General features: G+C 52.7%; 19 protein-coding genes, 1 pseudogene and 1 riboswitch. Of the genes and pseudogenes, 11 read left to right on the plus strand and 9 right to left on the minus strand.

The window, feature by feature from the left end:
* The first annotated feature begins 438 nt into the window (after positions 1-438).
* On the plus strand, positions 439-2,460 hold the full coding sequence (gene uvrB / locus E0D98_RS12745; RefSeq protein WP_000042533.1) for an excinuclease ABC subunit UvrB: 2,022 nt from the start codon (positions 439-441) through the stop codon (positions 2,458-2,460).
* Positions 2,461-2,651: 191 nt separating this feature from the next.
* On the opposite strand, the gene yvcK is transcribed toward uvrB, so the two are convergent.
* Complete coding sequence (gene yvcK, locus E0D98_RS12750; protein ID WP_001295302.1) at positions 2,652-3,560, minus strand: uridine diphosphate-N-acetylglucosamine-binding protein YvcK; 909 nt, start codon at positions 3,558-3,560, stop codon at positions 2,652-2,654.
* Positions 3,561-3,824: 264 nt separating this feature from the next.
* Positions 3,825-3,969, plus strand: a riboswitch (molybdenum cofactor riboswitch).
* On the opposite strand from yvcK, the gene moaA reads away from it, so the two are divergent.
* The 7 genes from moaA to E0D98_RS12785 all read left to right on the plus strand — a co-directional run bounded on the left by moaA (position 3,957) and on the right by E0D98_RS12785 (position 8,419).
* Positions 3,957-4,946, plus strand: a complete 990-nt coding sequence (gene moaA, locus E0D98_RS12755) for a GTP 3',8-cyclase MoaA (RefSeq protein ID WP_001295301.1) — start codon at positions 3,957-3,959, stop codon at positions 4,944-4,946. (Overlaps the previous riboswitch by 13 nt.)
* 21 nt (positions 4,947-4,967) lie before the next feature.
* A complete protein-coding gene (gene moaB, locus E0D98_RS12760) occupies positions 4,968-5,480 on the plus strand; it encodes a molybdenum cofactor biosynthesis protein B (protein WP_000084639.1) in 513 nt (170 codons plus the stop codon).
* Positions 5,481-5,482: 2 nt separating this feature from the next.
* Complete coding sequence (gene moaC / locus E0D98_RS12765; RefSeq protein ID WP_000080885.1) at positions 5,483-5,968, plus strand: cyclic pyranopterin monophosphate synthase MoaC; 486 nt, start codon at positions 5,483-5,485, stop codon at positions 5,966-5,968.
* Entirely contained in the window at positions 5,961-6,206 is a 246-nt protein-coding gene (gene moaD, locus E0D98_RS12770; protein ID WP_000598619.1) for a molybdopterin synthase sulfur carrier subunit, read from the plus strand. The genes moaC and moaD overlap by 8 nt, the downstream gene beginning before the upstream one ends.
* 1 nt (position 6,207) lies before the next feature.
* Positions 6,208-6,660: a molybdopterin synthase catalytic subunit MoaE gene (gene moaE, locus E0D98_RS12775; protein WP_000852287.1), complete on the plus strand. Its 453-nt coding sequence runs from the start codon at positions 6,208-6,210 to the stop codon at positions 6,658-6,660.
* Between the two features lie 136 nt (positions 6,661-6,796).
* The gene (locus E0D98_RS12780) at positions 6,797-7,501 is read left to right on the plus strand and encodes a Bax inhibitor-1/YccA family protein (protein ID WP_000373624.1); all 705 of its coding nucleotides are present in this window, start codon (positions 6,797-6,799) and stop codon (positions 7,499-7,501) included.
* A gap of 204 nt (positions 7,502-7,705) precedes the next feature.
* Positions 7,706-8,419 (plus strand): Bax inhibitor-1/YccA family protein, encoded by a 714-nt coding sequence (locus E0D98_RS12785; RefSeq protein ID WP_000446940.1) that lies wholly within the window; start codon positions 7,706-7,708, stop codon positions 8,417-8,419.
* Positions 8,420-8,454: 35 nt separating this feature from the next.
* Here the strand turns inward: E0D98_RS12785 and E0D98_RS12790 are convergent, their stop codons facing one another.
* Genes E0D98_RS12790 through E0D98_RS12800 form a run of 3 tightly spaced genes read right to left on the minus strand, consistent with a single transcriptional unit; the run spans position 8,455 to position 11,410 of the window.
* Entirely contained in the window at positions 8,455-9,411 is a 957-nt protein-coding gene (locus E0D98_RS12790; RefSeq protein ID WP_000045450.1) for a YbhN family protein, read from the minus strand.
* On the minus strand, positions 9,411-10,652 hold the full coding sequence (gene clsB / locus E0D98_RS12795; RefSeq protein ID WP_000650337.1) for a cardiolipin synthase ClsB: 1,242 nt from the start codon (positions 10,650-10,652) through the stop codon (positions 9,411-9,413). Before clsB ends, E0D98_RS12790 begins: the two co-directional genes overlap by 1 nt.
* Complete coding sequence (locus E0D98_RS12800) at positions 10,649-11,410, minus strand: endonuclease/exonuclease/phosphatase family protein (protein WP_001113348.1); 762 nt, start codon at positions 11,408-11,410, stop codon at positions 10,649-10,651. The genes clsB and E0D98_RS12800 overlap by 4 nt, the downstream gene beginning before the upstream one ends.
* Before the next feature lie 132 nt (positions 11,411-11,542).
* Here E0D98_RS12800 and E0D98_RS12805 point away from each other — a divergent pair, with 132 nt between their 5' ends.
* Positions 11,543-11,953: a YbhQ family protein gene (locus tag E0D98_RS12805; protein ID WP_000871982.1), complete on the plus strand. Its 411-nt coding sequence runs from the start codon at positions 11,543-11,545 to the stop codon at positions 11,951-11,953.
* Here the strand turns inward: E0D98_RS12805 and E0D98_RS12810 are convergent.
* Genes E0D98_RS12810 through cecR form a run of 5 tightly spaced genes read right to left on the minus strand, consistent with a single transcriptional unit; the run spans position 11,915 to position 17,556 of the window.
* On the minus strand, positions 11,915-13,021 hold the full coding sequence (locus E0D98_RS12810) for an ABC transporter permease (RefSeq protein WP_000469031.1): 1,107 nt from the start codon (positions 13,019-13,021) through the stop codon (positions 11,915-11,917). The two genes, E0D98_RS12805 and E0D98_RS12810, sit on opposite strands and share 39 nt — an antisense overlap.
* 10 nt (positions 13,022-13,031) lie before the next feature.
* Entirely contained in the window at positions 13,032-14,165 is a 1,134-nt protein-coding gene (locus E0D98_RS12815) for an ABC transporter permease (RefSeq protein WP_000070131.1), read from the minus strand.
* Entirely contained in the window at positions 14,158-15,894 is a 1,737-nt protein-coding gene (locus E0D98_RS12820; protein ID WP_000996099.1) for an ATP-binding cassette domain-containing protein, read from the minus strand. The genes E0D98_RS12815 and E0D98_RS12820 overlap by 8 nt, the downstream gene beginning before the upstream one ends.
* Positions 15,887-16,882: a secretion protein HlyD gene (gene hlyD / locus E0D98_RS12825; RefSeq protein ID WP_001296990.1), complete on the minus strand. Its 996-nt coding sequence runs from the start codon at positions 16,880-16,882 to the stop codon at positions 15,887-15,889. Before hlyD ends, E0D98_RS12820 begins: the two co-directional genes overlap by 8 nt.
* A 2-nt stretch (positions 16,883-16,884) precedes the next feature.
* Positions 16,885-17,556, minus strand: coding sequence for a DNA-binding transcriptional regulator CecR (gene cecR / locus E0D98_RS12830; RefSeq protein WP_001296991.1), 672 nt, complete (start codon positions 17,554-17,556; stop codon positions 16,885-16,887).
* 228 nt (positions 17,557-17,784) lie between these two features.
* Between cecR and rhlE the strand changes: the two genes are divergently transcribed.
* Both rhlE and E0D98_RS27530 read left to right on the plus strand, forming a co-directional pair.
* Entirely contained in the window at positions 17,785-19,149 is a 1,365-nt protein-coding gene (gene rhlE, locus E0D98_RS12835) for an ATP-dependent RNA helicase RhlE (RefSeq protein ID WP_000007102.1), read from the plus strand.
* A 6-nt stretch (positions 19,150-19,155) separates the two neighbouring features.
* Positions 19,156-19,341, plus strand: a pseudogene (locus E0D98_RS27530) (hypothetical protein); the annotation flags it as partial.

A 19,341-nucleotide genomic window follows, 5' to 3' on the forward strand; every position in this document is an offset into this window, starting at 1 on the left:
GGATAGGGGCTGGAGACAGTTATCCACTATTCCTGTGGATAACCATGTGTATTAGAGTTAGAAAACACGAGGCAAGCGAGAGAATACGCGGCTTGCACGCGAATTGGCGTTAAAGACGGCTCAAAGAAATATCTTTTATTTTTTAACTGGTTAGATAAATGCAATGGCAGTCACTGAACAGGCATCTCTTGCCATAAAACTGTCATCACTCATCTTGACAAATGTTAAAAAAGCCGTTGCTTTGGGGATAACCCGGTAAGGCCGGAGTTTTATCTCGCCACAGAGTAAATTTTGCTCATGATTGACAGCGGAGTTTACGCTGTAACAGAAATATTATGGTGATGAACTGTTTTTTTATCCAGTATAATTTGTTGGCATAATTAAGTACGACGAGTAAAATTACATACCTGCCCGCCCAACTCCTTCAGGTAGCGACTCATGAGTAAACCGTTCAAACTGAATTCCGCTTTTAAACCTTCTGGCGATCAGCCAGAGGCGATTCGACGTCTCGAAGAGGGGCTGGAAGATGGCCTGGCGCACCAGACGTTACTTGGCGTGACTGGCTCCGGGAAAACATTCACCATTGCCAATGTCATTGCTGACCTTCAGCGCCCAACCATGGTACTTGCGCCCAACAAAACGCTGGCGGCCCAGCTGTATGGCGAAATGAAAGAGTTCTTCCCGGAAAACGCGGTGGAATATTTCGTTTCCTACTACGACTACTATCAGCCGGAAGCCTATGTACCGAGTTCCGACACTTTCATTGAGAAAGATGCCTCGGTTAACGAACATATTGAGCAGATGCGTTTGTCCGCCACCAAAGCGATGCTGGAGCGGCGTGATGTGGTTGTGGTGGCGTCTGTTTCCGCGATTTATGGTCTGGGCGATCCTGATTTATATCTCAAGATGATGCTCCATCTCACGGTCGGTATGATTATCGATCAGCGCGCGATTCTGCGCCGACTGGCGGAGCTGCAATACGCTCGTAATGATCAAGCATTCCAGCGTGGTACTTTCCGCGTTCGTGGCGAGGTGATAGATATCTTCCCGGCAGAATCGGATGACATTGCACTTCGCGTGGAACTGTTTGACGAGGAAGTGGAACGATTGTCGTTATTTGACCCGCTGACCGGGCAGATTGTTTCCACTATTCCACGTTTTACCATCTACCCGAAAACGCACTACGTCACACCGCGCGAGCGCATCGTACAGGCGATGGAGGAGATCAAAGAAGAGCTGGCCGCCAGACGCAAAGTGCTGTTGGAAAACAACAAACTGCTGGAAGAGCAGCGGCTGACCCAGCGTACCCAGTTTGATCTGGAGATGATGAACGAGCTGGGCTACTGTTCGGGGATTGAAAACTACTCGCGCTTCCTCTCCGGTCGTGGACCGGGTGAGCCACCGCCGACGCTGTTTGATTACCTCCCTGCTGATGGGCTGCTGGTGGTCGATGAATCTCACGTCACCATTCCACAAATTGGCGGCATGTATCGCGGTGACCGGGCGCGTAAAGAGACACTGGTGGAGTACGGCTTCCGCCTGCCATCAGCGCTGGATAACCGTCCGCTTAAGTTTGAAGAGTTCGAAGCATTAGCGCCGCAAACCATCTATGTTTCGGCGACGCCGGGTAATTATGAGCTGGAAAAATCCGGCGGCGATGTGGTGGATCAGGTGGTGCGTCCAACCGGATTGCTTGACCCGATTATCGAAGTGCGGCCGGTGGCGACACAGGTTGATGATCTTCTTTCGGAGATTCGTCAGCGAGCGGCAATTAACGAACGCGTACTGGTCACCACACTGACCAAGCGGATGGCGGAAGATCTTACCGAATATCTCGAAGAACATGGCGAGCGCGTGCGTTATCTTCACTCAGATATCGACACCGTCGAACGTATGGAGATTATCCGCGACTTGCGTCTGGGTGAGTTCGACGTATTGGTAGGGATCAACTTACTGCGTGAAGGTCTGGATATGCCGGAAGTTTCGCTGGTGGCGATCCTCGACGCTGACAAAGAAGGCTTCCTGCGTTCCGAACGTTCGTTGATCCAGACCATTGGTCGTGCGGCACGTAACGTTAACGGTAAAGCGATTCTCTACGGCGATAAGATCACCCCATCAATGGCGAAAGCGATTGGCGAAACCGAACGTCGCCGCGAGAAACAGCAGAAGTACAACGAGGAACACGGCATTACGCCGCAAGGCTTGAACAAGAAAGTGGTCGATATCCTGGCGTTGGGGCAGAACATTGCTAAAACCAAAGCGAAGGGCAGAGGAAAATCGCGACCGATTGTTGAGCCGGATAATGTGCCGATGGATATGTCGCCGAAAGCGTTGCAGCAGAAAATCCATGAGCTGGAAGGGTTGATGATGCAACACGCGCAGAATCTGGAGTTCGAAGAAGCGGCGCAAATTCGTGACCAGTTGCATCAGCTGCGTGAGCTGTTTATCGCGGCATCGTAACAGGATAGCGAAGAAGACTGATGACAAACGGAAAACAGCCTGATGCGCTACGCTTATCAGGCCTACATTTTCTCCGCAATATATTGAATTTGCGCGGTTTGTAGGCCGGATAAGGCGTTCACGCCGCATCCGGCATAAACAACGCGCACTTTGTCTTCAATAGGAAGCCGGAATTTTCCTTCGGATTTCCGTTAACCTAAAGCCTGTAACGCCTTTTCCAGCGCGTTATGTAACAACTGGCGGTCATGACGATACGGAATATCGCTGGCCTCCAGTACCTCCTGGATCACAATCCGCTCTTTCACCGCCGAGACATCCACTTTTGGCCCGACGATGACCGCATCAATGACCTTTTTACCAACATACTGCTCCATAATTGCCAGCTTGCTTTCCAGCTTCAAATTAGCCGCAGGTAAACTCAACTCACGCCCCAGATTGCCGATATAAACCATCGGCGCTGGCGTGCGGCGTAATGCCTGGGCGATTTCCTTCAGCAGCAGAATTGGCATCAGGCTGGTATAAAAACTGCCAGGCCCAATAATGATGAGATCCGCTTCATTGATAGCGTGAACCGCCTCACGCGTTGCGGGTACATTAGGCGTTAACAATAACTCTTGAATCGGCGTAGTTAACTGGTCGATATTGACCTCGCCGTAAACTTCATGCCCCTGATCGTCAATCGCCATCAGATCAACAGGATGCTCTGACATTGGAATCAAATGCGTATCCACTTTCAGCAGATTACGAATTAAATTGATGGCTTCCAGAGGCCGCACGCTAAGGTGATCCAGCGCCTTTAACATCAAGTTTCCGAGATTATGACCGGAAAGTTCGCCATTGCCGCCAAAACGGTATTCAAACATCGCGGAGGCGACGCTCGGTTCCGTTATCAGCTGGTTGAGGCAGTTGCGCATATCGCCCCAGGCAATGCCGCCTTCTGAACGGCGAATACGCCCCGTCGAGCCACCATTATCGGTGGTGGTGACGATACCCGTTAAACGAGAACCCAAAGACGAAAGTGATGAGAGAACGCGTCCCAGTCCATGCCCTCCGCCGAGAGCAACGACACGATCAAGATCAGCCAGCGTACGATTGCGCATATAGTTTCCTGGAGTCAGATTATCCGCGCTACAGTAGCGCAAATTGCGGGGAAACAGCAATTAACCTGCCAATATTGAGGATACAAACTATTTTCTTCTACCTCTAAAGGACGATGCACGCTATGCCTCCCTGATGATGTATATCAAAGTAAAACCGCCATTTTCCCTTATTCTGTAGCGAAATAGCACGATCATGACGCTATATACATGATTACATAGCGAAAGTGTGGATGGTAAAAATCTCATTTACACGCTAGTATCGGCATAACCACTAAACACTCTAGCCTCTGCACCTGGGTCAACTGATACGGTGCTTTGGCCGTGACAATGCTCGTAAAGATTGCCACCAGGGCGAAGGAAGAAATGACTTCGCCTCCCGTATCTGGAAAGGTGTACATGGCTTCACAACTGACTGATGCATTTGCGCGTAAGTTTTACTACTTGCGCCTGTCGATTACCGATGTGTGTAACTTTCGTTGCACCTACTGCCTGCCGGATGGCTACAAACCGAGCGGCGTCACCAATAAAGGCTTTCTTACCGTCGATGAAATTCGCCGGGTTACGCGCGCCTTCGCCAGTCTGGGCACCGAAAAAGTGCGCCTGACAGGCGGTGAGCCGTCTTTACGCCGCGACTTTACCGATATCATCGCCGCTGTGCGGGAAAACGACGCTATCCGCCAGATTGCGGTCACCACCAATGGTTACCGTCTGGAACGCGATGTGGCGAACTGGCGCGATGCGGGACTTACTGGCATTAACGTCAGTGTCGACAGTCTGGACGCCCGCCAGTTTCACGCTATTACCGGGCAGGATAAATTCAACCAGGTCATGGCGGGGATTGATGCTGCATTTGAGGCCGGTTTTGAGAAGGTCAAAGTCAATACCGTGCTGATGCGTGATGTTAATCATCACCAGCTCGACACCTTTCTGAACTGGATCCAGCATCGCCCTATCCAGCTGCGTTTCATCGAACTGATGGAAACGGGCGAGGGCAGCGAGCTCTTCCGTAAGCATCACATCTCTGGTCAGGTTCTGCGTGACGAGCTACTGCGTCGCGGCTGGATCCACCAATTACGTCAACGCAGCGACGGTCCCGCGCAAGTCTTTTGCCATCCAGATTACGCCGGAGAGATTGGCCTTATCATGCCGTATGAAAAAGACTTCTGCGCCACTTGCAACCGCCTGCGCGTTTCCTCCATTGGTAAACTCCATCTCTGCCTGTTTGGTGAAGGCGGCGTTAACCTGCGCGATCTGCTGGAAGACGATACCCAGCAACAGGCGCTGGAAGCGCGTATTTCAGCGGCGCTGCGGGAGAAGAAACAGACCCATTTCCTGCATCAAAACAACACCGGTATTACGCAAAACTTATCGTACATTGGCGGCTAAAACGTCAAAAGGAGAGATCAGATGAGTCAGGTAAGCACTGAATTTATCCCGACCCGTATTGCTATTCTTACGGTTTCTAATCGTCGCGGTGAAGAAGACGATACCTCCGGTCACTATCTGCGCGATTCGGCGCAAGAAGCGGGCCATCACGTTGTCGATAAAGCCATTGTGAAAGAAAACCGCTACGCTATTCGCGCTCAGGTATCTGCGTGGATCGCCAGCGACGATGTACAAGTGGTATTGATTACGGGTGGTACTGGCCTGACGGAAGGTGATCAGGCTCCCGAAGCATTGCTGCCGTTGTTCGACCGTGAAGTTGAAGGTTTTGGTGAAGTGTTCCGGATGTTGTCTTTTGAAGAGATTGGCACTTCCACGTTGCAATCTCGTGCGGTAGCGGGCGTCGCCAACAAAACGCTGATTTTCGCCATGCCGGGTTCGACCAAAGCGTGCCGTACCGCATGGGAAAATATCATCGCGCCGCAGCTGGATGCCCGTACGCGTCCGTGTAATTTCCATCCACATTTGAAGAAATAAGTATGTCGCAACTGACCCATATCAACGCCGCTGGCGAAGCGCACATGGTGGATGTCTCCGCCAAAGCGGAAACCGTGCGTGAAGCGCGGGCGGAAGCCTTTGTCACCATGCGCAGCGAGACGCTGGCGATGATTATTGATGGTCGCCACCACAAAGGCGACGTATTTGCCACTGCGCGTATTGCCGGTATTCAGGCGGCAAAACGCACCTGGGATCTGATCCCGCTCTGTCATCCGCTGATGCTCAGCAAAGTTGAAGTCAATTTACAGGCCGAGCCGGAGCACAATCGGGTGCGTATAGAAACCTTATGCCGCCTGACCGGGAAAACCGGTGTCGAAATGGAAGCATTAACCGCGGCCTCCGTGGCGGCGCTGACCATTTATGACATGTGCAAAGCGGTGCAAAAAGATATGGTGATTGGTCCGGTACGTTTGCTGGCGAAGAGCGGCGGCAAGTCGGGTGACTTTAAGGTGGAAGCGGATGATTAAAGTTCTTTTTTTCGCCCAGGTGCGCGAGTTGGTGGGAACAGATGCAACCGAAGTGGCTGCGGATTTCCCAACTGTTGAAGCGTTACGCCAGCACATGGCTGCGCAGAGCGATCGCTGGGCGCTGGCGCTGGAAGATGGCAAATTACTGGCTGCCGTCAACCAGACGCTGGTGAGTTTTGACCATCCGCTGACTGACGGCGACGAAGTAGCTTTCTTCCCGCCGGTAACCGGAGGTTAAGATGGCAGAAACCAAAATTGTTGTTGGTCCGCAGCCGTTCAGCGTAGGAGAAGAGTACCCGTGGCTGGCGGAGCGTGACGAAGACGGTGCGGTAGTCACCTTTACTGGTAAGGTGCGCAACCATAACCTGGGCGACAGCGTCAAAGCATTAACCCTCGAACACTATCCGGGGATGACTGAAAAAGCACTGGCAGAAATTGTTGATGAAGCGCGTAACCGCTGGCCGCTGGGGCGCGTCACTGTGATTCACCGCATCGGGGAATTATGGCCGGGCGATGAAATCGTTTTTGTCGGTGTCACCAGTGCGCATCGCAGCAGTGCGTTTGAAGCCGGGCAGTTTATTATGGATTATCTCAAAACCCGCGCACCGTTCTGGAAGCGCGAAGCCACGCCGGAAGGCGACCGCTGGGTTGAAGCCCGGGAGAGCGATCAGCAGGCGGCAAAACGCTGGTAGTTTTTTGTTAGCCGGATAAGGCACCGCTGCGTCCGGCAATTTCACCGCTCAGTACATGCGTTTACGCTGCGTCGATGCACAGCCTCATCATTTTGCAGTATCCTTAAGATATTCCTTATATCTTCAGGAGATCGTCATGGACAGATTCCCACGTTCTGATTCAATCGTACAACCCCGGGCTGGCTTGCAAACTTATATGGCGCAAGTCTATGGCTGGATGACCGTTGGCTTGTTGCTGACCGCATTTGTTGCCTGGTATGCGGCTAATTCCGCGGCCGTGATGGAGCTGTTGTTTACTAACCGTGTCTTTTTAATCGGTCTGATCATCGCGCAATTAGCATTGGTTATTGTGTTATCAGCGATGATTCAAAAGCTGAGCGCAGGTGTAACGACGATGCTCTTTATGCTTTATTCGGCGCTGACGGGTCTTACGCTTTCCAGTATATTCATTGTCTATACCGCTGCTTCTATCGCCAGTACTTTCGTCGTTACTGCCGGGATGTTCGGCGCAATGAGCCTGTACGGTTACACCACGAAGCGCGATTTAAGTGGCTTTGGCAATATGCTGTTTATGGCGTTAATCGGCATTGTGCTGGCATCGCTGGTCAACTTCTGGCTGAAAAGCGAAGCATTGATGTGGGCAGTTACCTACATCGGCGTGATTGTCTTTGTCGGATTGACGGCGTATGACACTCAGAAATTGAAAAATATGGGTGAGCAGATTGATACCCGCGACACGTCGAACCTGCGCAAATATTCCATTCTTGGCGCGTTAACCTTGTATCTGGACTTCATCAACCTGTTCCTGATGTTGCTGCGAATTTTTGGCAACCGCCGTTAATTCTTTTTCACCATCAATATCCCGGCCATGTGTCGGGATTTTTTTTCTTACTAAAAACGACACTTAACAAGTACCAGGTATAAAATACGCCTTATGGCGAGCGGAAGCGTTTTCCGTATCCATAAATACAAAAGTATTTTGTATGCGTGGTTTTAAATTTATTGATGGTGAATATTAATATTTTTTCTAAGGACAACTAAAAGAATGGAATCATACTCACAAAACAGCAATAAATTAGATTTTCAGCACGAGACCAGGATATTAAACGGTATATGGCTCATTACCGCTTTAGGTTTGGTGACAACCGCAGGACTGGCCTGGGTAGCGAAGTATCTCGAAATTACGGCAACAAAATATGATTCACCGCAAATGTATGTCGCCATAGGATTATTATTACTTTGTATGTATGGCTTAAGTAAGGATATCAACAAGATAAATGCCGTCATCGCAGGCGTAATATATCTATTTTTACTCTCTTTGGTGGCGATTGTCGTTGCTAGTTTAGCTCCTGTACCTGCCATTATCGTCGTGTTCAGCACTGCGGGCGCGATGTTTTTAATCAGTATGCTGGCCGGTTTATTATTTAATGTTGATCCTGGTTCTCACCGTTTTATCATTATGATGACGTTGACAGGGTTGGCCCTGGTGATCATCATGAATGCCGCATTAATGAGTGAACGACCCGTTTGGGTAATAAGTTGCTTAATGATTGTGTTATGGTCAGGCATTATCTCGCATGGACGAAATAAGCTCCTTGAACTGGCGGGGAAATGCCATAGTGAAGAGTTGTGGAGTCCGGTTCGTTGCGCTGTTACAGGTGCATTAACACTCTATTACTATTTTATCGGCTTCTTTGGGATACTTGCCGCGATAGCTATAACGCTTGTCTGGCAAAGGCATACGCGTTTTTTTCATTAGTCGTAAATGCAGATACTAAAGAACTTAACTAAACTTCACATCGCCGCTTCATTTTTCGCCCGTAGCTTCTTCGCCTGGCTTTCCAGTAGCAGGTAACAGATCAGCGCCAGCAGCAGCGGGATAAAGTAATACAGGACGCGATAAGCGAGTAGGGCGGCAATAATTGTGCCTTTGGATGTATGCTCCCCAGCCAGTAGCGCGATAAACACCGCTTCCAGCACACCGATCCCCGCCGGAATATGCACGATGACGCCAGCAATACTACTAACCAGTAACACGCCCAGTACAAAGAAATAGTTCACGCTTTGACCAAGTAACAGCCAGATAATCGCCCCCATTACCATCCAGTTAACGCTGGAAATCAGCATCTGAGCGAGGGCGAATTTCCATGAAGGCAGCACCAGCTTTTGCCCTTTGATGGTCATATGGCGGTGCTTCGCGAAAGCGCAAAACCACAAATAAACCGCGATAATCATCAGTAAGCCAATGCCGAGAATACGCAGCGTAGTTTGATCGACATACCAGTGATCCGGCAACTCCACCACGCCTGCGGTAAAGATAATCCCTGCCAGTAAAATATAGCCCAGCCAGTTGGTGGTAATACTGAGCGAGAAAATCCGCGTAATAGTGCTGCCCGGTAACCCTAGTCGGGAGTACAAACGATAGCGCATACCAATGCCGCCGACCCAGGTACTGAGCGTCAGGTTGAAGGCGTAGCAGATAAACGACACCAGCATCACCTGGCGCTTCGCCAGTTTGTGACCGCAGTAAAAGCGGGCGAGCAGGTCATAGCAGCCGTAAATCAGATAGCTGACGACCACCAGCCCGACCGCACTAAGCAGCGCAACGCGATTGTAGTCGCGGATGACCTTCCAGACCTCTTCCCAGTCCACTTTTTTGGCGTAGACCACCAGCAACACAATCACCGCGATAAAAAACAGCCAGGTGAGGATCTTCTTTGCTAAGCGCCAGCGCGGGTGTGATTTACTCATCAGGGTTTTACCCCCGTGTTTTCAGTTTCTACCCGATCCTGCGTTTCCATTGTCGGTTGTGCGGGCGGATCAACCTGCGCCAGACGTGGTGTGTGTGCCGGAAGCCAGCCAACCAGCGCCGGGAAGTGGCGTAAAAAGTGGAACGCCAGCACGCTTTTGGTCAGGTTCCACCAGGTGCGTTTCGGCAGCATGGTCTCATCGACCTGCTGACAATCTGCGGCAATAATGCCGTTCAGATTATCGCGCAGCGTCTGGTTAAAATGACGATCGTGGATGATGACATTTGCTTCGAGATTCAGTGACAAACTGAGCGGATCGAGATTACTGGACCCTACTGTCGCCCAGTGATCGTCCATCAATGCCACTTTGCCGTGGAGCGGGCGGCGGCGGTACTCAAATACCTGAACGCCGCCTTTAACCAGATAGTTATACAGCAAGCGCGCACCGACTCTGACAATCGGCATATCCGGTTCGCCCTGAATGATCAGTTTGATCCGCACCCCGCGCCGTGCCGCTTTACGCAAGGCGTGTAAAAATCGATAGCCGGGGAAGAAGTAGGCGTTGGCGATAATGACTTCTCGCCGCGCCTGAGTGAGCATTTTCAGATAGTGACGTTCAATATCATCGCGATGTTCTTCGTTATCGCGCCAGACCAGCAATACCTGCGCTTCTCCCGGCTGGCGGTTCTCTTCCGCTTTGTGATGACGTCGCCACCAGCGTCGTGCCGCGCTCTGTCCAGGCAGGTTTTCCAGCTCAAACTGGAGAATATCTTCGACAATCGGCCCTTCAAGGCGTACCGCGTAATCCTGTTTAGCCTCTGGACCGTAGCTGGACATATGCTCGGCGGAGTAATTCAGCCCGCCAATAAAGGCGATACGCGCGTCGATCACCACAATTTTGCGATGCATCCGGCGAAACACATTGGTGCGCATACCAAAAAGGCGAGGGCGGGGATCGTAGTAGCGAAATACCACGCCAGCTGCCGTCAGTTCATTGACAAACTCATCGCTGAGATCCGGCGAACCGTAGCCATCCAGCAAGACTTCCGCTTTAACCCCGCGTTGCGCTGCTGCCAGTAGTGCCGCATGCAGCTGTTTGCCGACGTCATCCTCAAACCAGATAAACGTTTCAAGAATGATGCGTTCTTGTGCCTCGCCAATCGCCTTAAACACCGCGGGATAATATTGCTCGCCGTTTTCCAGCAACTGGATCTTATTGCCTTCGCGCCAGCTACATTTCATAAATGAATCTCCGCACTTAAAGGGGCATGATCAGAAAGGTGTCGCCATGTCCGCAGCGGCAACGCGGTTGGCGCGCTGGCGCTGGCATTTTTGACGTAGATCCTGTCCAGTCGTAGTAGAGGAAATTGCACCGGAAACGTGCGCGCCGGGCGTCCGTGGGCGCGGGTAAAAATCTCATCCAGTCCGGCCTGCACTTTTAACGGATGATTAGCTTTTTGCCGCCAGTCATTGAAATCACCCGCCACCAATACCGGTTCGCCGTCCGGTAGCTCATTCACCCATTCGGCGAGCATCGCAAGCTGCGCCTGACGGTGCGCCTCACGCAGGCCCAGATGTACGCACATCACATGAATCGCTTTTCCGGTCATCGGTGGCACAATGCGGCAGTAGAGCACGCCGCGCTTTTCCGCACCATCGACCGAAACATCGCGATTCTCATAATGTTCAATGGGATAACGCGACAGTACGGCGTTGCCGTGATGCCCTTCCGGGTATACGGCATTGCGACCGTAGGCAAAATCGCTCCACATCGTGTCGGCGAGAAACTCGTAGTGCGAGGTATCGGGCCAGTTTTCCACATGCAGCGGATGAACTTCGTGCGCGCCCATCACTTCCTGCAGGCAAACAATATCGGCGCTGACGGTACGCACCGCGTCGCGAAGTTCCGGCAAAATGAAGCGTCGGTTAAACGCGGTAAAACCTTTGTGAATGTTGATGGTGAGCACCTTGAACGAAAATTGTTGTGTTTGATCGGGCATAATTTTCCTGTCTTTGCCTCTTATCTCATTGAAATAGTGTAGTCGGCGTCACAAAAAGGTGCGGTCTTACGGAATTTTCCGTAAAGTTCGGTACTCTGAGTAAGTAGAGATAAATTCTTCAGGAGAGAAGCCATGAAGTGGCAACAACGTGTTCGTGTCGCAACTGGTCTAAGTTGCTGGCAGATTATGTTGCATTTACTGGTAGTGGCGCTGCTGGTGGTGGGCTGGATGAGTAAGACTCTGGTTCACGTCGGCGTGGGATTATGCGCACTGTATTGTGTCACGGTAGTGATGATGTTGGTGTTTCAGCGCCACCCCGAGCAACGCTGGCGTGAGGTGGCAGACGTGCTGGAAGAGCTGACCACGACCTGGTATTTTGGCGCAGCGCTGATTGTGCTGTGGCTGTTGTCCCGTGTACTGGAAAACAACTTTTTGCTGGCAATTGCAGGGCTGGCAATCCTTGCCGGCCCGGCGGTAGTGTCTTTGCTGGCGAAAGATAAGAAGTTACATCACCTTACGTCTAAACATCGCGTACGCCGCTGACCCTGTCGTGGCCGTTATCACCAGTAGCGGCCACAAACTATTCCACACAATATCCAGACTCGCATCCTTCAAATAAATCTGCTTGGTAATGTCCGTAAAGTGGCGAATAGGGTTAATCCACGTCAGGTTTTGCAGCCATACTGGCATGTTTTCCACCGGAGAAACGTAACCGGAAAGGAGAATGGCGGGCATCATAAAAACAAACACGCCGATAAACGCCTGCTGTTGTGTCGAGCAGAGTGATGAAATCAACAGACCGAATCCCACCAGCGATAAACCGTAAATCACCATCGTAAAGTAGAACAGCGCCAGCGATCCGGCGAAGGGGATTTGATACGCCCAGATACCAATCGCCAGCACAATGGTGGCCTGGAAGGTGGCGACAATTAACGCCGGTACGGCTTTGCCGATGAAGATCTGCCAGGTGGTGAGCGGCGAAACCAGTAGCTGATCGAGCGTACCTTGTTCACGTTCGCGGGCGACGGAAAGTGAAGTGACGATCATTACGCCGATAGTGGTGATCATGGCGATCAGCGACGGCACCACAAACCATTTGTAGTCAAGATTCGGGTTATACCAGTTGCGTACCACCAGCTCGCTGTTGTTAGGTTTCGGTTTTCCTTCCAGCAGCTCCTGCTGATAATTTTTGACGATCTGTTGCAGGTAGTTGGCGGCAATTTGCGCACTGTTGGAGTTACGCCCGTCGAGGATCAACTGCAACGGCGCGGTCTGGAAGGTATCCAGTTTGCGCGAGAAGTCAGCCGGGAAACGCACCAGTAGTAACGCCTTTTGTGTGTCGATGGTTGGGCGGATCTCCTGTGGGCTTTTCAGCAGCAGCACATGAGTAAAGGCGCTGGCGCGGGCAAAACGTTGGGTCAGCTCCACCGAATGCTCGCCGTTATCTTCATCGTAGATGGCGATGGTGGCGTTAGTCACTTCCAGCGTGGCGGCGAACGGGAACAGGATCACCTGAATAAGCACAGGTAAAATCAGAATCGCGCGGGTTTGCGGTTCGCGCAGCAACGACTGCAACTCTTTGCGGATTAACGTCCATAAGCGATGAAACATGCTCTTCTCCCTAATCCAGCCGACGTTTGGTTTTCAGCCACGTCAGGCCGATAAACATCACCGCCGAAGCGATCAAAAACAGCACGTTTACCACCAGCACCACCGGAATATTCCCGGCGAGGAACAGGCTTTGCAGGGTGCTGACGAAATAACGAGCGGGAATAATGTACGTCACCGCGCGGATCACCGCGGGCATACTGTCGATCTGAAAAATAAAGCCGGAAAGCATAATCGACGGCAGAAAAGCCGCGTTCAGAGCGACCTGAGCGGCATTGAACTGGTTGCGGGTAATCGTGGAAATCAGCAGCCCCATCCCCAGGGTACTGAGTAAAAACAGGCTGGAGATAAAAAACAGAATCAGCAGCGAACCGCGATACGGCACGCCGAGAATAAACACTGACACCAGCATACAGAGCAACATCGCCAGCATCCCGAGAAAGTAATAAGGGATCAGCTTACACAGCAGCAGTTCCGTGCGGGTAATCTCCGTAGAGAGCAGAGCCTCCATGGTGCCGCGTTCCCATTCTCGCGCCACCACCAGCGAGGTGAGAATCGCGCCGATGACCGTCATGATGATGGTCACCGCACCGGGGATAATGAAGTGCTGGCTAATCGCCGCCGGGTTAAACCAGTAGCGGGTTTGTACATCAATAAGCGGTTCAAAAGTCTGCCCGTTGTCCTCCGCTCGCTGCATTTGCCAGATCTGCCAGATCCCTTCGACATACCCCTGCACAAAGTTAGCGGTATTCGGCTCACTGCCGTCGGTGATCACCTGAATCGGTGCGGTGGCGTTGGCGCGCTCCATCTGTTCCGCAAAATCCACCGGAATAACCACCAGACCGCGAATTTTCCCCGCCTGCATTTTGGCGATCAGTTCCTGACGGTTATCGCTGATGGTGGCGTCGATGTAGGGCGAACCGGTCATAGTGTGGGTGAAATCCAGCGCCGCTTCGCTACGCTGTTCCAGTAAAATCCCGACCCGCAGCTTGCTGGAGTCGAGGTTAATGCCGTAACCAAAAATAAACAGCAGTAGCAGTGGGATCACTACCGCAATCAGCCAGCTACTCGGATCGCGAACGATCTGCCGCGTCTCTTTAACGCACAGCGCCCGCACGCGACGCCAGGAAAGGATCGGGTTACTCATTGCTATGCTCCTTATCCCAGTCGTGGATCAACTGAATAAAGGCTTGCTCCATGGTGGGATCGGGTTGCTCATCGTTAGCCGACTGTGCTTTCAAATCGTCCGGCGTACCGCTGGCGATTAATTTCCCACGGTACACCAGGCCGATGCGGTCGCAATATTCCGCTTCATCCATAAAGTGGGTGGTGACCATCACCGTGACGCCTTTCTCTACCATGCTGTTGATGTGCAGCCAAAATTCACGGCGGGTGAGGGGATCAACGCCGGACGTCGGTTCGTCGAGAAACAGAATGTCCGGTTCATGCATCAGCGAACAGGCCAGCGCCAGCCGCTGTTTAAAACCTAATGGCAGTTCATCGGTGGCGTGGGAGGCGATACTTTTCAGGCCGAATGCCTCGCTCATGCGGGAGATTTTTTCGTTCTGCGCCCGACCGCGTAAGCCATACACACCAGAGAAAAAGCGTAAATTCTGTTCGACCGTCAGGTTGCCGTAGAGCGAAAATTTTTGCGCCATATAGCCGAGATGCTGGCGTGCTTTACCGGAACTCTCTTTCAGATCCATCCCCAGCACCAGCGCCTGACCAGAGGTCGGCACCAGCAAGCCGCACATCATCTTAAAGGTGGTCGATTTCCCCGCGCCGTTTGGCCCGAGCAGACCAAAAATCTCCCCTCGTTTAACGGCAAAGTTGACGTGATCGGTGGCGGCAAAATCACCAAATTTCTTGGTTAGTTCTTTCGCTTCGATCACCGTCTCGCCGGGTGTGCCTTCTACCGTATGCAATATTGCACCCAGCGGCGATTCCGAGGTTCCGGCACCGCCCAGCAAATCAATAAACGCATCTTCAAAACGCGGCGTAGTTTCGTTGATGTTGATTTCCGGCATCCCTTCGGCATGGCGAATATCGTCTGGTGTGGCCTCTTTTTTGAGGATCAGACGTACCGATTTCCCCTGAATCATGCCGTCGCTGACCTGCGGCAGTTTCAAGGCGCGTTGCAACAGTTTGCGGTTGCCCTCGTGTGGACTGGTCATCAGAAAGCTGCGTCCGGCCATGGTTTGTGTCAGGGCTTTTGGTTCTCCCTGATACAGCAACTCGCCTTCGTTCATCAGTAACACGTCACGGCACTGCTCGGCTTCGTCGAGATACGAGGTACTCCAGAGGATTAACATCCCTTCGCCCGCCAGCTCATGCACCATCTGCCACAGTTCGCGCCGTGAGATAGGGTCAACGCCGACGCCGGGTTCATCGAGCAGCAACACTTTCGGTTCGCCCACCAGGGTACAGGCCAGACCGAGTTTTTGTTTCATCCCACCGGAGAGCTTGCCCGCCAGGCGTCCGGTAAACGGCCCAAGAGACGTAAACTCCAGCAGGCGAGCAAAAGTTTGCTTACGTGCCTCGCCGGTGACGCTGCGCAAATCCGCGTACAGATTGAGGTTCTCCATCACCGTGAGATCTTCATACAGACCAAATTTCTGCGGCATATAGCCGAGCACGGCGTGCAGCGCGCCGTCGTTTTTGATTGGATCAAAGCCAATCACCGTGGCATTGCCGCTGTCGGGTTTCAGTAATCCCGCCAGCATCCGCATTAGCGTGGTTTTACCTGCACCGTCCGGCCCCACCAGCCCCGTCACATAACCGGCGTGAATGGTACAATCGAGCGGCGCGACGGCGGGCTTGTCCATGCCCGGAAAGCGTTTTTCCAGGCCGTTCAGCGTGATAACGGCATCATTCATGTCCTGCCTCGTTACCGAATTGCACCGTCACCGGCATTCCCTGGCGTAACGCATCATCGGCGTCGGTCACCACAATACGCAGGCGATAGACGAGGTCGGTACGCAGATCCGGTGTTTCGACGGTTTTCGGGGTAAATTCAGCAGTCGGCGAAACGAAACCAATCTGTCCGTGATAGGGCTTGTCCGGGCGACCATCGGTATAAAGCAGCACTTTGCGCCCCGGCTGGGCCTGGTCAAGATTCCGTTCATCAACATAGGCACGTACCCACACCGGACGCGTTAGTGAAACGGTAAACACCGTGCCACCTTCATTGAGAACCGTGCCTGGCTCCACCGCGCGCGTTAACAGCGTGCCATCAGACGGTGCTATCAACGTTGAGTCCTGTAAATTCAGCTCCGCCTGCGCCAGTTGCGCCTGCGCCTGTTCGAGGCTGGCTTTCGCCTGAGCGATGTCCTGTTCACGGTTACCGGAACGGTACTGACGCAATTTATCCTGTGCTGATTTCAGCGTTGCCTGTGCCTGGTCGCGCGAGGAGCGGGCATTTTCCAGGTCATTTGCCGAAATGGTGCGGCTTTTCCACAGTCCTTGCTGGCGGTTATAGAAGTTCTGCGCATAGTCATAGGCGGCTTGAGCCTGTTTCACCGCTGCGGCGGCCTGAGCGATTTCTTCATCGCGATACCCGGCAAGCATCAGATCATACTGCGCCTGTGCCACCGAGACGCCCGCTTTCGCCTGCATCAGGGCAATCTCATACGGCTTGTGATCCAGTTCGCCCAGCACCTGGCCCGCTTTGATAGCATCACCTTCGTCCACCGCCAGCGATTCAACGCGCCCCCCAACACGGAAACTAAGATTTACCGTACGAATATCCACGTTGCCATACAGCGTCAGGCCGTTATCCTGGCGGCTTTGATACCACCAGTAGCCTCCGGCAACCACGGCGGCAAGTACCACTACCGCCAATCCGATCACGACAGGTTTTTTCATCACTACAAACTCCTTTGCGATAATCCTTGCAAAATCAGGTCGATATGACAGGTCACCGTCTGGTTGATCAGTTCGGTCTTTTCTTCATCGAACGCGGTCCAGCCGGTACGTAACAGAATTGTTTCTTTGCCAAGACGGAACGCCAGAATCTCACCAATCAACGCATGAGTATGGAGGATCATGCGGGTATCGTTGGCGTCGCAGCCGGTCCAGGCGGCAATCAGGCGTGTCAGGTGGCTGTGTAGCGGGCTAATCACCTGTTCGTGCACCAGGTGATAGGCTGCCGTGGGAGAGAGCTGCTCACGGGAGATAAACTTGCTGAGGTTGACGGTGTCATCCTGGGTGAGCAGCTTAATCATGTTCCTGCAGGCGCGAAGGATCAGTTCACGGATGGCTGCGCGATCAGGCTGTGGTTGTGCGAACAAGCGTTCGGCCTCTTCGGCGTGCGGACGGAACTGCTCGCCAATAAAATCGGCAATCCACTGGGCGCAGGCGAGGTACAAATCTTCTTTCGAACCGAAGTAGTAGGTGATGGCAGCGATATTCTGCCCGGCCTGGGCGGCTATCTCGCGGGTGGTGGCGTTCATTCCATATTCACCAAACTGCGCCAGTGCGGCAGCAATCAGCTGTTTTTTCGCCTGTTCACCCTTGATTGTCATGGCAGGATTATTCATCGCACAGTCCATTCTTAATCAAATGATTGATTAAGATTATGACTCCATAGGGGAGTTGTCCAGTATGGCTAAGAATTTTAGCTACGCCAGTCACAGGGATAATTTATGCGCTGCGTCACAAAAACTGCTACACTCCGCTCCCTCATGACATTGTGGTTTTTGTCATTTTCCTTTTCAGTATCTCCCTGAAAACTACACCGGTAACGGTCGGGGCGGTTCGGAGTAGTTATGTCTTTCGATTCTTTGGGTTTAAGCCCTGATATCCTGCGCGCCGTTGCCGAGCAGGGTTACCGTGAACCCACCCCTATTCAGCAGCAGGCGATCCCTGCGGTGCTGGAAGGCCGCGACCTGATGGCTAGCGCCCAGACCGGTACCGGTAAAACAGCGGGCTTTACGCTGCCGCTGTTGCAACACCTGATCACTCGCCAGCCGCACGCCAAAGGGCGTCGTCCGGTACGTGCGCTCATTCTTACCCCGACCCGTGAACTGGCTGCGCAGATTGGCGAAAACGTCCGTGATTACAGCAAATATTTGAACATTCGTTCGCTGGTGGTGTTTGGCGGTGTCAGCATTAACCCGCAAATGATGAAGCTGCGCGGCGGCGTTGATGTTCTGGTGGCAACACCGGGACGTTTGCTGGACCTGGAACATCAAAATGCAGTGAAGCTGGATCAGGTTGAAATCCTCGTCCTCGATGAAGCTGACCGCATGCTCGACATGGGCTTTATCCACGATATCCGTCGCGTGTTAACAAAACTGCCAGCGAAACGCCAGAACCTGCTGTTCTCTGCGACCTTCTCTGACGATATTAAAGCCCTGGCGGAAAAACTGTTGCACAACCCGCTGGAAATCGAAGTGGCACGCCGCAATACCGCGTCTGATCAGGTGACCCAGCACGTTCACTTTGTCGATAAGAAACGCAAACGCGAATTGCTGTCGCACATGATTGGTAAAGGGAACTGGCAGCAGGTGCTGGTGTTTACCCGTACCAAACACGGCGCTAACCATCTGGCTGAGCAGCTCAATAAAGATGGCATCCGTAGTGCGGCGATCCACGGGAATAAATCGCAAGGTGCGCGTACCCGTGCGCTGGCTGATTTTAAATCGGGTGACATTCGCGTACTGGTGGCGACCGATATCGCTGCGCGCGGTCTGGATATCGAAGAGTTGCCGCACGTCGTCAACTATGAACTGCCAAACGTACCGGAAGATTATGTCCACCGTATCGGGCGTACCGGTCGTGCGGCTGCTACCGGTGAAGCGTTGTCGCTGGTGTGTGTTGATGAACACAAACTGCTGCGTGATATCGAAAAACTGCTGAAAAAAGAGATCCCGCGCATTGCGATTCCGGGCTATGAGCCGGACCCGTCAATCAAAGCCGAACCGATCCAGAACGGTCGCCAGCAACGTGGCGGCGGCGGTCGTGGGCAAGGTGGTGGTCGCGGTCAACAGCAACCACGCCGTGGGGAAGGTGGCGCAAAATCTGCAAGCGCGAAACCTGCAGAAAAACCGTCTCGCCGCCTCGGCGATGCCAAACCGGCAGGCGAACAACAACGTCGCCGCCGTCCGCGTAAACCTACCGCTGCGCAGTAATCTTTTATGCCGGGCTATGCCCGGCATCAGGCTGATGAACAAACGCAAAACTGCCTGATGCGCTACGCTTATCAGGCCTTGTATTATCCCTCCAGTGCAGAGAAAATCGGCCAGTTTTCTCTGCCTGCAGTCCGCATGCCGTATCGGGCCTTGGGTTCTAACCTGTTGCGTAGATTTATGCAGCGGACTGCC

Source organism: Escherichia sp. KCJ4928, assembly GCF_004352695.1.
Classification (GTDB): Bacteria; Pseudomonadota; Gammaproteobacteria; order Enterobacterales; family Enterobacteriaceae; genus ECMA0423.

Coding starts and splice junctions, on each gene's coding strand:
- uvrB (WP_000042533.1), top strand. CDS start 439: ATGAGTAAACCGTTCAAACTGAATTCCGCTTTTAAACCTTCTGGCGAT.
- yvcK (WP_001295302.1), bottom strand. CDS start 3,560: ATGCGCAATCGTACGCTGGCTGATCTTGATCGTGTCGTTGCTCTCGGC.
- moaA (WP_001295301.1), top strand. CDS start 3,957: ATGGCTTCACAACTGACTGATGCATTTGCGCGTAAGTTTTACTACTTG.
- moaB (WP_000084639.1), top strand. CDS start 4,968: ATGAGTCAGGTAAGCACTGAATTTATCCCGACCCGTATTGCTATTCTT.
- moaC (WP_000080885.1), top strand. CDS start 5,483: ATGTCGCAACTGACCCATATCAACGCCGCTGGCGAAGCGCACATGGTG.
- moaD (WP_000598619.1), top strand. CDS start 5,961: ATGATTAAAGTTCTTTTTTTCGCCCAGGTGCGCGAGTTGGTGGGAACA.
- moaE (WP_000852287.1), top strand. CDS start 6,208: ATGGCAGAAACCAAAATTGTTGTTGGTCCGCAGCCGTTCAGCGTAGGA.
- E0D98_RS12780 (WP_000373624.1), top strand. CDS start 6,797: ATGGACAGATTCCCACGTTCTGATTCAATCGTACAACCCCGGGCTGGC.
- E0D98_RS12785 (WP_000446940.1), top strand. CDS start 7,706: ATGGAATCATACTCACAAAACAGCAATAAATTAGATTTTCAGCACGAG.
- E0D98_RS12790 (WP_000045450.1), bottom strand. CDS start 9,411: ATGAGTAAATCACACCCGCGCTGGCGCTTAGCAAAGAAGATCCTCACC.
- clsB (WP_000650337.1), bottom strand. CDS start 10,652: ATGAAATGTAGCTGGCGCGAAGGCAATAAGATCCAGTTGCTGGAAAAC.
- E0D98_RS12800 (WP_001113348.1), bottom strand. CDS start 11,410: ATGCCCGATCAAACACAACAATTTTCGTTCAAGGTGCTCACCATCAAC.
- E0D98_RS12805 (WP_000871982.1), top strand. CDS start 11,543: ATGAAGTGGCAACAACGTGTTCGTGTCGCAACTGGTCTAAGTTGCTGG.
- E0D98_RS12810 (WP_000469031.1), bottom strand. CDS start 13,021: ATGTTTCATCGCTTATGGACGTTAATCCGCAAAGAGTTGCAGTCGTTG.
- E0D98_RS12815 (WP_000070131.1), bottom strand. CDS start 14,165: ATGAGTAACCCGATCCTTTCCTGGCGTCGCGTGCGGGCGCTGTGCGTT.
- E0D98_RS12820 (WP_000996099.1), bottom strand. CDS start 15,894: ATGAATGATGCCGTTATCACGCTGAACGGCCTGGAAAAACGCTTTCCG.
- hlyD (WP_001296990.1), bottom strand. CDS start 16,882: ATGAAAAAACCTGTCGTGATCGGATTGGCGGTAGTGGTACTTGCCGCC.
- cecR (WP_001296991.1), bottom strand. CDS start 17,556: ATGAATAATCCTGCCATGACAATCAAGGGTGAACAGGCGAAAAAACAG.
- rhlE (WP_000007102.1), top strand. CDS start 17,785: ATGTCTTTCGATTCTTTGGGTTTAAGCCCTGATATCCTGCGCGCCGTT.